General features: G+C 34.1%; 8 protein-coding genes. 3 read left to right on the top strand and 5 right to left on the bottom strand.

Going from position 1 to position 12,410, the window contains the following annotated elements; translation table 11 throughout:
• Positions 1-151: 151 nt before the first annotated feature.
• Positions 152-2,533, bottom strand: coding sequence for an endonuclease (locus tag WBG07_RS00415; RefSeq protein ID WP_340198491.1), 2,382 nt, complete (start codon positions 2,531-2,533; stop codon positions 152-154).
• 140 nt (positions 2,534-2,673) lie between these two features.
• A complete protein-coding gene (locus WBG07_RS00410) occupies positions 2,674-3,915 on the bottom strand; it encodes a peroxiredoxin family protein (RefSeq protein WP_340198490.1) in 1,242 nt (413 codons plus the stop codon).
• 108 nt (positions 3,916-4,023) lie between these two features.
• Between WBG07_RS00410 and pheT the strand changes: the two genes are divergently transcribed.
• Positions 4,024-6,450, top strand: coding sequence for a phenylalanine--tRNA ligase subunit beta (gene pheT / locus WBG07_RS00405; RefSeq protein WP_340198489.1), 2,427 nt, complete (start codon positions 4,024-4,026; stop codon positions 6,448-6,450).
• A gap of 165 nt (positions 6,451-6,615) precedes the next feature.
• Positions 6,616-7,335: a hypothetical protein gene (locus WBG07_RS00400; RefSeq protein ID WP_340198488.1), complete on the top strand. Its 720-nt coding sequence runs from the start codon at positions 6,616-6,618 to the stop codon at positions 7,333-7,335.
• Between the two features lie 251 nt (positions 7,336-7,586).
• On the opposite strand, the gene WBG07_RS00395 is transcribed toward WBG07_RS00400, so the two are convergent.
• On the bottom strand, positions 7,587-9,221 hold the full coding sequence (locus WBG07_RS00395; RefSeq protein ID WP_340198487.1) for an ABC-F family ATP-binding cassette domain-containing protein: 1,635 nt from the start codon (positions 9,219-9,221) through the stop codon (positions 7,587-7,589).
• A gap of 190 nt (positions 9,222-9,411) precedes the next feature.
• Between WBG07_RS00395 and WBG07_RS00390 the strand changes: the two genes are divergently transcribed.
• Positions 9,412-10,824 (top strand): TlpA family protein disulfide reductase, encoded by a 1,413-nt coding sequence (locus tag WBG07_RS00390; RefSeq protein WP_340198486.1) that lies wholly within the window; start codon positions 9,412-9,414, stop codon positions 10,822-10,824.
• A gap of 35 nt (positions 10,825-10,859) precedes the next feature.
• On the opposite strand, the gene fsa is transcribed toward WBG07_RS00390, so the two are convergent.
• Together fsa and WBG07_RS00380 are read right to left on the bottom strand one after the other, a co-directional pair.
• Complete coding sequence (fsa, locus tag WBG07_RS00385) at positions 10,860-11,513, bottom strand: fructose-6-phosphate aldolase (protein ID WP_340198485.1); 654 nt, start codon at positions 11,511-11,513, stop codon at positions 10,860-10,862.
• A gap of 42 nt (positions 11,514-11,555) precedes the next feature.
• The gene (locus WBG07_RS00380) at positions 11,556-12,362 is read right to left on the bottom strand and encodes an SDR family oxidoreductase (RefSeq protein WP_340198484.1); all 807 of its coding nucleotides are present in this window, start codon (positions 12,360-12,362) and stop codon (positions 11,556-11,558) included.
• Positions 12,363-12,410 lie beyond the last annotated feature (48 nt).

The following is a 12,410-nucleotide window of genomic DNA, read 5'->3' as shown; positions in this document are numbered from 1 at the left end:
AACTGTTTTATGATGTTAAGTTAAACAGGATTGCAACTCACTGATGTTATCATGATGTTAAAAACAGCTTAAAACACCTTTTTTAACGTTTTTTTATACAAAAAAGAGGTGCTAAACAAGTCTAGCACCTCTTTTTCTATATTTTGTTTAACTATTTTTTTAAAAATCTTTTTGAAAATGATTCATCTTCATCTATAATCCTAACGATATACATTCCATTAGAAAGGCTTGAGGTATTAATAGTTGTTTCATTAGTAAAAACACCTTTCTCAACTTGCTGCCCATACATATTAAAAACCTCAAAACTCGCTTCTTCATCATTACCATACTGTATGGTTAATGAAGTAGCTACAGGAACGGGATAAAAAGCAATCATTTCGTTTTTGTCTTTTTCAACAAGGGAACCTACTCTTTTAATAACAGATTCTTTGGAATCTAGGACTTGTGAGCGAGAGCCGCTATTTGATATTCCAGTAATTTTTACTTGATCTATATAGATCTGGTCTGCATTAGAAGAGGCATCACACCTAAACCTGAATCTACTGGAAATTCCAAAATTTGAGGTTGCATTGGTCAGTGTTACTGTTGCTGAATAAAACGTATTATTATTAAAATCGGTTCCACTAGCAAAGGTTTCTACAGTTGTGTATCCACTACCGTTGTTAAATTGAAGCCAGAAATCTTCTCCATTCTCCATGCTGTACCCATAAAAATAGAATTCAACTTCAACGGTGTCATAATTAGTAAGATTGAACGCTTGTGACGTTAAGGAAGAAGCCGTTCCTGAATTATCTCGTAGGCGAATGGAATAATTACCTTCAAAAGAACGAGATCCTGAATAACGAGCACAATCAGAACCACCATCTATCCAGTTGTCCAATCCGGTTTCAAAGAAACTTTCTTGAAGTACTGTGGTTGTAGGGTTACTTCCGCCAGTTCCTCCACCATTAATACTGTGATCCCCCAATCCGTTAAAAGTATCTACAGCAAAAGAATCCCAATCATTTGCATCGTAGGTTACAGAAGGACTGCTAATACTGGCTTTTCTTCTCAAGGTAATATTTACTGCAAAATTAGCTGAACCTCCGGCAAAATTACCAATAATGTCTATCAATGTCCCATTTTTAAAAAGTCCTACAGGGTCATTTCCATTAAAAACCATAGCATCTGCTGTAGTAGTTACATCTGCCTGATTGGTCACTGCCGAAGTAGCGGAAGCATTGGCAATTACAAATACATCCCCATTGGCAACCGATCCTGAAAGTGAAAAAGCGGCTCCCCAACTAGATCCACCATTTGTGTTTCTACGGATACTGTAGCCCGACAAACTTTTATTGCTTCCGGTAAAATTTGCGATTTCCAAAGCTTTATTATTAGAATTACCTTCAATGTATTCTGAAAAAAAGAACTCGGAGGCTTCTCCTCCACCACCTCCAGTAATCGTGGTAACAGAAACGGTGTTACTATTTGATGATAGATTTCCAGCGGCATCTTTAGCTCTTATAAAAAAGGTATAAGTAGTACTTTCGGAAAGATTTGTAATCGTAGCAGCATTCGTAGTTGTAGTTTGAAATAAGCTTCCGTTTCTATAAATATTGTAAGCAGTTACCCCTACATTATCAGTAGAATTAATCCAATTTAAAGAAACTCCAGTTTGGGTGATACTACTTGCTACTAAAGATGCAGGCGCAGATGGTGCCTGCGTATCAGTACCTCCGCCAGTATTTCCAAAGCGATCTTCTGCCTGAGGTCCTCCCCAAATTTGAGTAGCAAATGCCGGATTATCAATAAACGGATTTCGATTTCCCTGTGCATAAGTAGCATTACTATTATGATATGTATTTCTGGCATCTTCATAAACAGAAACGGGGTCTTCTGCATTCCATTGAAGTAAAAGGTCTATCATGTTGCTGTCAGCGGTGTTTGTATTTCCGTTAGCAACTAGAGTAGGATAACATTGAGAACCGTATCTAAGATACATGTACATTGCAATACGTGCTACATCTCCCTTCCATTCATCACCTGGATACCATCCGCCATTAGAGTCGCCCGCATTTCCGCTTCCGGAAGCAAATTTCTTATTCCCGCGATTGGAATTCATCCTTACGTCAGAAGCTCTTAAATTATGAGCATCTGCATAAGGAGGACCACTTGTGCCTGAGCTGTTTAGACTTGGGTTACCGAGAGAGTTTGGAAAGGTATGTTCCCTATTCCAATCTGTACCCATATTTCCGCCATTAGCATTCACACTTCGTGTTCTATCTGTTACATAATTGCCATCTGAATCACTATACCCATAAATAAGTAATACGTTAGCACTATTGTTTGGATCCAAATCAGTAGCCTTGCAAGCTTCCCATATTCCAGGAGTATAACTTAAGGCATTTGTGTGTGTTACAATTATTTTCGTTGCCAGTTCATCTCGCAATGCAGTACCACTTAGATTTAAATTTACATTGTTGTAATAAGAAGGTACTTGTGCAAAAGCTACAACACTGGCCAGTAAGAAAAGATAAAGCAATTTTTGTTTCATGAGGTTTATTTTAATTAGTAACGCTTATTGCGTAGGAAAAAACGCAAAACTACTTAAAAAATACAAACCAAAAGCTGAAATAAAATCAAATAGCTAATTTTACAATTTGATAACAAACCATTTGTTTATTGTTTTTTTAGTTATTCTTCCTGCAATAATTTCGTGAGGAAACTCTCAAAATCTTTCTTAAAAAGTGTATACTTTTCACCTGTTGCGGGACCGTTAAAACCAGTATGAATTCTTCTTACCACCCCTTGCTTGTCAAGAAAGATAGAAGTTGGATAGGATAATACCTGATTGAGCATGGGTACTTTTTTCTGTGCTTCTTTTTTATCTACAGTACCATATTGTGCTAATAAAATAGGATAAGGAACTTTTATTTTTTCCGTTAATCTATGAATACTTTTAAACGCCTTTTCAGGGGTTTTGGCATATTCAAAAGCCAACCCAACAAAAGCAAGATTGTCATTCTTATTGTTTCGGTAATAAGAACTGTAATATTTAGTCTCATCAAGACAATTGGGGCACCAACTACCTAAAATTTGTATTAACACTACTTTGTTTTTAAACTTTGGGTCATCTAGTGAGATTATTTTACCATTGGCGTCAGGAAACTCAAAGTAAAATTTATTAAAACCTGATTTCAAATACGTAAGACTATCTTCGTCTGCTAATTCAAATGTCTCATTTCTTTTTCCATAAAAAGGTTCTTCAAAATGATTTCCAGAATAAAAAGTGCCTTGCATGGTACTATCTGTAACAACTGCTTCAAACAGGAATGCATGGGCACCATCAAATGTAGAAAGCTTTAGTGAGTCACCAGAAACAACACCTTCCAAATATCTATAATCTCCTGTGGTAGTTCTAAAAGTTCCAGTCACCACCCCCTCTACCTGCTTAAATGTTCCTTTAGCAACATATCTACAAGTATCGCATTGATCACTAAAAACAGTCTCCCAGTTACCAGAAAGTTGAACCTCTGGTTTTTTAGATTGAAATCTTTTTGTCTTTCCTAAGGTAGCTCTAAAAGGTACAATTCTATCCAAAGATGGTTTGATGAAATGTCCTGTTAGTACAGAATCTTTAATTCTAGCCTTTATATAACCTTCATATACAGGAAATTGAACTTGAACAGAATCATTTTTAATACTAATTTCATCTACAATAATGGTTTCTTGTGCATTGTAAAAGCTCCATTTGTTCTTGTGGTGTATTTCAAAAATAAACGGTAGTGAAACACCCTCCTTTATAACTAATTCAGCTCGCCATACTCCTGTAGAAAGTTTATTTTGAATTTGTTCCTTCTTCTTGCATCCAATAAGGAAAAAGAAAAGTACCCAGACGTAACGTACATTTTTAAAATAAACTAAATAAAATGTCATTTAGAGGTATATTTTTAGGACAATAAAGATATAGAATGTTTGAATTACTTTTATTGTTAGGATAATTGCATTATAGTATCTTTGCGGTTTCAAAATTAGGGGCAACTTATGAAGATTTCTTATAACTGGTTAAAACAATTTTTACAAATTGATTGGGATTCAGATAAAACCGCTGAATTACTGACAGATCTAGGTCTGGAAGTTGAGGGAGTAAAAACATTTGAATCTGTTGCAGGCGGATTAAAAGGGATTGTAGTGGGGCATGTTTTAAGTTGTGAACAACACCCCAATGCAGACAGATTAAAGCTCACCAAAGTAGATGTTGGAAACGAAAATATACTTCAAATTGTATGCGGTGCCGCTAATGTGGAAGCGGGTCAAAAAGTACCTGTAGCTTTAATAGGGACTACTTTATACGATAAGGATGGGAATCCCTGGCAAATTAAAAAAGGAAAGCTTAGAGGTGAAGTTTCTGAAGGAATGATTTGTGCGGAGGATGAAATAGGTGTTGGGGATAGCCATGAAGGCATTATGGTTTTAAGCCAAGAACTTGTTCCCGGGACACCCTGCGCTGAGGTTTTCAATATTGAAACAGATCAAGTTTTTGAAATAGGTCTCACGCCTAATCGGGCAGACGCAATGAGTCATTACGGTGTTGCGCGAGATCTCAAGGCTGGTCTCTTGCAAAAAGAGATTTCCTTGGAGTTGATAACACCTTCTGTAAGTAGTTTTAACATTGACAATAGAATACTTAAAATTGACGTTGAAGTTGCCAATAAAGATTGGTCTCCAAGATACTGTGGGATTACAATTTCTGATGTTACTATTAAATCTTCGCCTAGCTGGCTTCAGAACAGATTAAAGGCAATAGGCCTTACTCCTATCAATAATGTAGTAGATGTAACTAATTATGTACTGCATGAATTAGGACAACCCCTTCATGCTTTTGATGCTAAGAAAATTAAAGGAGACAAGATCATCGTTAAAAAATTAGAAAAAGACACTCTTTTTACTACACTAGATGGAGTGGAGCGAAAGCTGGATGAGGATGATTTAATGATTTGCGATATTGAGAAGCCGCTTTGCATAGCGGGTGTATTTGGAGGACTCAATTCTGGAGTTTCTGAAGATACTACTCATATTTTTCTAGAGAGTGCATATTTTGATCCAATTCATGTTCGTAAAACATCTAAGCGGCATGGACTAAATACAGATGCTTCTTTTCGTTTTGAACGAGGTGTAGATATAAACAAAGTTGAATATGCATTACTTCGGGCGGTATTATTGATTCAAGAAGTTGCTGGAGGGACTATTACTAGCGATGTAGTTGATGTTTTTCCAAAGAAAATAGAAGATCATCAAGTCTTCCTCAATTTTGAAAAAGTAAACGCATTAGTTGGTCAAGAAATCCCAAAGGAAACCATCAAACGTATTCTTACCTCTCTTGAAATAAAAGTAAATAATGTCACCGAAACGGGTATAGGTCTCACAATACCTTTTTATAGGGTTGATGTAAAACGTGAAGCCGATGTTATTGAAGAAATTTTAAGAGTTTATGGTTATAATAATATTGCTTTTACCGGAAAGTTAAACGCGTCTATCTCTACTACTTCAAAGTATGATGATCATCGTCTTCAAAATATTATTGCAGATCAATTAGCTGCGATAGGTTTCAATGAGATTATGACGAATTCTTTAACTTCACCTGATTTTCAGCAGCTAAGTGAACAAATTCATGAAAATAGTCAGGTTAAGATGTTAAATCCATTGAGCAACGACCTTGCTGTGATGAGACAGTCTTTGTTGTTTTCGGGAATGGAAGTACTTGCTTTTAATATCAATAGAAAAAAACATAATTTACGTTTGTTTGAGTTTGGTAAAACATACCATCAATATGATTCTGGAAGAACCGAATTAAAACATTTAGGAGTATGGATTTCTGGAAATAAGAATAGTAAAAACTGGAAATTAAAAGAAGAACTAAGTGACTTTTTTTATTTGAAATCAGTAGTATACAGAACTTTGGAGCGTTTGGGCATAGGTGAGTTAAAAACAACTCCTTTTAAGAATGATATATTCGCTGAGGGATTAATTTTGTCTGTAGGAAAGAAAAAAGTGGTAGAATTTGGTGTAATTAAGAAAAAGATAAGGAAGCATTTTGATCTAAAACAAGAGGTTTTGTATGCTGATTTCAATTGGGACGCCTTAATTGAAATTGCCAGAGATTCAAAAATACAATTCAAGGCTATCCCAAAATTTCCTGAAGTGAAAAGAGATTTTTCATTGTTGGTAGATAAACAAGTGGAATTTAATGAGGTCTATTCCCTCGCCAAACAAAGTGAACGAAAACTTCTTAAAGACATTACCTTGTTTGATGTGTATGAAGGGGATAAACTACCAGAAGGCAAAAAAAGCTATGCCGTAAGCTTTGTACTTCAAGATACCGAGAATACGCTTACGGAAAAGCAAATAGATAAGGTAATGAAAAAGTTAAAATCGAGCTTTGAAAAACAGTTAAGTGCAGAACTTCGATAAGAATTACCGCTTTTGATTAAGTTCCATTTTATAAAATTTCATTTTTTATATAGTGTTCTTCAAAAAAAATATGGTAAGACTTTTAATCTGGTCTTTGTTTTCTTTTGATAACTTGCTTCTATTTCATTAACTTTGAAACGCTTGAAATTGTTAAAAAGAAAAAATATGCTATTTAAAAAAACCAATATTGAAGAAAAACTTCAAAAAGTCCGTAATCAAACGGTTTCTTCCGAAGACATTCTTAGTCAGGTAAAACAAATTTTAGAAGAGGATGATTTTAAAGACCAAAAAATTCAACAAGAGTTAACAGGTACTGCTATAAATGAAAGCAATATATTTAACTTTGATATGTTAGATGCTAGCAAAATATATCATATAGATCAAATTAAGAAAATTTGTATCGATTATCGTTTACGCTTTTTAGATACTAAATATTTTAAAGGCAAATTTCCGCAACGGGCATTTACTGAAATTAAATTGTTAGAGAAACAACATGATATTGCGCTCAAAGGCTTCAAAATAGTGGCTCCTTCTAAATTGTTCAAATTGGAGAATGCAGATGATCCGCTTTTATTTGCTCCAATGGGTAATGGCTATTATTATTTGGTACACAAGTGGGGTAATGACTTAAGTGCTTTTAGGAAACTATTCATGCTCCCTTTTAAAAATTTTCGTAATCTAACCATACTCCTATTATTAATAAGTTGGGTTTTAACTGAGATGGTTCCTGTAGGTTTATTTTCCAAAGAAGACACGCTCGCAAACTATTTTGTGATTTATTTCTTTATGTTTAAATCTGTTGCTGCGGTGACTTTATTTTATGGATTTGCATTGGGGAAGAATTTTAATCATGCTATTTGGAATAGTAAATATTTCAATGCTTAAAAATTAGTTTGCAGCTAACAGATTCTATCTATGAATTAAGGTATAGTGCATTATAGTTAGATACTGTCTTTATTTAAAACTGGTTGGCATTAAAGGAACTAGTTTTCCCTTTACTAAAAGGGCATGAACATGAAAGATTACCTGGATTTGCACATCCCTTCTCTGAATAGGTTAAGTTAGCTATTTTTACTAACGAAGTATATAAAACACGCTATTTGTAATATAAAAGAAGCCGCTTTAAGCGGCTTCTTTTATACAGTGACTTCATACATTTTCATTCGTTGTTCCTTAATAGAAGCTTCCGTCATATAATCATCAAAAGTTAAATAGCGATCAATGACTCCATTAGGAGTTATTTCTATGATTCTATTAGCAACAGTCTGTGCAAATTCGTGATCGTGCGTAGTAAATATTACTGTGCCTTTAAAGTTTTTAAGAGAATTGTTAAAGGTAGTTATGCTTTCCAAATCCAAGTGGTTAGTTGGCTCATCTAATAATAAAACATTTGCCCTTGTCATCATCATTCTGCTTAACATACAGCGTACCTTTTCTCCACCAGACAATACATTACCAGTCTTAAAAGCTTCCTCCCCACTAAACAACATTTTGCCTAGAAAACCTCGTACAAAAACTTCTTCTCGCTCTTCTTCAGTTTTTGACCATTGTCTTAACCAATCAATTAAGCTTAGGTTGTTTTCAAAGAAAGAAGAATTATCAACTGGTAAATAAGATTGTGAAGTGGTAACACCCCATTGATACTTACCCGTATTTGCTTTTTGATTATCTGTGATAATTTGATAAAAAGCTGTTGTAGCCCTTGAGTCTTTTGAAATAAGCGCTACTTTGTCTCCTTTAGACAAATTAATATCTATATTTTGAAAAAGTAATTCCCCGTCATCAGAAGTAGCACTTAAATTCTCAACATTCAATATTTGGTCTCCTGCCTCACGCTCTCTTTCAAAAATAATGGCAGGATAGCGGCGGCTGGAAGGTTTTATATCTTCTATCTTTAATTTTTCCAGCATTTTCTTTCTGGACGTAGCCTGTTTACTTTTGGCAACATTGGCACTAAAGCGTTGTATAAACTCTTGAAGTTCTTTGGCTTTTTCTTCAGACTTCTTATTTTGTTGTGCTCTTTGTCTGGCAGCCAACTGACTAGACTCATACCAAAAAGTATAATTACCACTAAAGTGCGTTATTTTAGCAAAATCTATATCTGAAATATGGGTACAAACGGCATCAAGAAAGTGTCTATCGTGAGATACAACAATTACTGTATTGTCATAATTACCCAAGAAATTTTCTAACCATGAGATCGTTTCAAAATCTAAATCATTGGTAGGCTCATCCATAATAAGCACATCAGGATTTCCAAATAAGGCTTGAGCCAGTAATACTCTAACCTTTAATTTAGAATCAAGGTCACTCATCATTGTATAATGTAGCGCTTCAGAAATACCCAAATTGGATAATAAGGTAGCAGCATCACTTTCTGCATTCCATCCATTCATCTCTTCAAATTTAACTTGAAGTTCTCCTACACGTTCCCCATCTGCGTCTCCAAAATCTTCTTTCGCATAAATCTCATCCATTTCTTTTTTAATAGCATAGAGAGGTTTATTGCCCATTATAACAGCTTCTTGAACTGTGAAATCATCATATGCATAATGATCTTGTTCTAAAACGGACATACGTTTCCCCGTTTCAAGATGTACATGCCCAGAAGTTGGATCTATTTTACCTGCAAGGATCTTTAAAAAAGTAGATTTTCCCGCACCATTGGCTCCTATAATCCCATAACAGTTACCTTGTGTGAATGTAACATTCACTTCGTCAAACAACACTCTTTTTCCAAACTGTACAGAAAGATTTGATACACTTAACATTTATAGAAATTTTTATTTTTTAAAAGTGGTGCAAAAGTAAGAAAATAAGGTGAATACAACATTCACAAACCACTTTTATAATAAGTTAAAAACATTTTTTTTAACTCTGTATTAACATGATAGCGTGTTTTGCTTTGTTAGATTTGCTTTGAATGAGACGATTACCATAAGGTATTTATAAAAATGATTTATGAGGTATTTATTAGTAGCTTCTTTAGTACTGTTGGCCTATAGTTGCGGGGATAAACATTCAGACGGTGCTGCTTATTTTGGTGGCGAAATTGTGAATCCTACCAACCCTTATGTTGTTCTTTACAAGAACGACAAAGTGGTTGATTCTATTGTTTTGGACTCAAATAATAGATTTTTATTAAAAATTGATCCTGTTTCAGATGGTTTATATCATTTTGAGCATACGCCAGAAATGCAATATGTACTAATTGAGAAAGGAGATAGTATCTTATTTCGTCTGAATACGCTGGATTTTGATGAATCCCTTATTTTTACGGGTAATGGAGCTGAGAAAAATAATTTTATGATAGATATGTTCTTGGTCAATGAAGACGAGGAAAGATTGGTCTATGATTATTATGATTTAGAAGCAGATCAATTCATTTTCAGAATGGATTCTTTAAAAAACATGAAACTGGAACAATACGAAAACCTCATTTTAAATTTTGATCTCTCTGAGGAAGCTAAGCAAATAACTAGGGCAGGTATTGATTACAGACACTACGATTCAAAGGAGATTTATCCATATCTTCATACCAAGAAGAAGATTCATCAGAAATCAGATAGTATCCCTGAAGATTACTATGATTATAGAGAAAACCTTAATTATAATGATCTCAAGTTAAGTTATTTTGGTCCCTATATTAAGTATTTAAACACTTTTTTCAATAATATGTCATACACTGAATGTATGGATGAGTGTTCTGGATCAAATCTTCCAGTAGATAAAACGCTTCATTTTCATCTTCATAAACTAAAATTAATAGATAGTTTAGTGGCAGTAAAAGAGATTAGAGATAATTTATACAGAAATACCGCTTTTGCCTATTTTAGAAAAGACCACAAGCATAGCAATAATGAAAAATTTATAGAAGCGTTTAATACGTATTCAAAAGATAATAAGTACGCTAAAGAAGTTATGGAGGTTTACACTTCTATCAAAAAGTTAAGAGAAGGGAGTAAGCTTCCAGATGTACTTCTGGTTAACTCTTCTGGAAAAGAAGTCAATATAGATACATTAGCATACAAAAGTCAGCAACATACAGTCTATTATTTCTGGTCTTTGAATCAGAAGAATCATATGAAAAATATTAATCGCAAAGTAAATGAGTTGCGTGTTAAATATCCTGAATATGCATTCGTTGGCATAAGTATTAATGAGGATCATGATAGTTGGCTGAAGGCTGTTGAAAAAATGGAGTTGAATACTACTTATCAATTTAGATGCGAAGACTTCATTCAGATACGTAATTCACTAGTAATTGAAGGTCTTAATAAGATAATTGTAGTTAAAAATGATGGCACAATTATAAATGCATTTGGAGATATTTATGAAGAAAACTTCTACTTAAATAATCAAAAAGATTTATAAAAAAAATCCCCGATATTACGGGGATTTTTCTATACTTAATTTCCTTTCTTAAAATCAGACAAGAACTTTTCCAATCCAATATCTGTTAGAGGGTGTTTGAGTAAGCCTTCTATGGAGGATAAAGGACCCGTCATCACATCGGAGCCTATTTTAGCACATTCAATCACATGCATCGTATGCCTTACAGAAGCAGCTAAGATTTGAGTTTCAAATCCATAATTATCATAGATTTCTCTTATTTCTGCAATAAGATTCAATCCATCCGTAGAAATATCATCTAATCTTCCAATAAACGGAGATACATAGGTAGCGCCTGCTTTTGCAGCCAACAATGCCTGTCCAGAAGAGAAAACCAGCGTACAATTGGTTCTAATTCCATGGTCAGAAAAATATTTGATGGCTTTAATCCCTTCTTTTATCATAGGTATTTTTACCACAATTTGGGGATGCAGTTCTGCAAGCTCCTCACCTTCTTTCACCATTCCGTCAAAATCAGTAGCAATTACCTCTGCGGAAACATCTCCTTCCACTATATTGCATATGTCAACATAATGTTTAAGAATGTTATTTCTTCCTGTAATACCCTCTTTGGCCATTAATGAAGGATTGGTAGTAACACCATCTAAAACACCCAAATCTTGAGCTTCTTTTATCTGGTCTAAATTTGCGGTATCAATAAAAAATTTCATATACTGATTTTAATATTAGTATGTTTTATTTGAATTGTAAAATTACAATTTATAATGATTGATTAATAATTTCTCATAAGTTTTAGAAGGTAAGAGTCTTTTTAATACAATAGAAAATTTTTGCATAAATGCACCCGCCTTATAATGAATTTTAGGTTTCTTAGTATTAATAATCTGGTATATAAGTCTTGCTACTAACATAGGATCTCCTCCTTGATCTACATGATCATCCATCATTCTTAGAGTATCTCCATACGGTTTGTGATATGGTGAATTGTCTAAAAGTGGGGCATGATAACGTCCACTTGCGATATTAGTAGCAAAATCTCCTGGGGCCAAATTGGTTATATGTACACCAAAATCTTTAACTTCCATTCTTAACGCTTCCGTTATCAACTCTAAAGCACCTTTGGTTGCAGAATATACACCTCTATACGGCAGGCCCATATAACCTGCTATAGAAGTAATGTTGATGATTAATCCTGCTTTTTGCGTACGCATTGTCGGGAGTACTCCTTTTATGACCTCTATAGAACCATATAAATTGGTTTCAAATACTCCTCTAATTTCTTCAAGAGGCGTTTCTTCTATAGGACCAGTAATCCCCATACCAGCATTATTAATTAAGACATCAAGTCTTTTTTGTTCACCTAGCACTTTTGAAATTCCTTGATGAATAGAATTGCTGTCTTTTACATCCATTTTAATTAAATAGAAAGGAAATTCTTCTTTAACTTTCTCAGGATTCCTGCTAGTCCCATATACAATAAAACCTTTAGAAGAAAGATATTCACCTGTAGCTTTTCCAAGCCCCGAAGATCCACCAGTGATAAGAACTACTTTGCTCATATAATATATATCTGTATAAGCTGCAAATTAACAACAAAAAAACGGGAA

It is taken from the genome of Ascidiimonas meishanensis, from assembly GCF_037782385.1.
Taxonomy (GTDB): domain Bacteria; phylum Bacteroidota; class Bacteroidia; order Flavobacteriales; family Flavobacteriaceae; genus Ascidiimonas; species Ascidiimonas meishanensis.
Note: the sequence above shows the minus strand (reverse complement) of the source record. Positions and strands in the feature narration are given on the sequence as shown.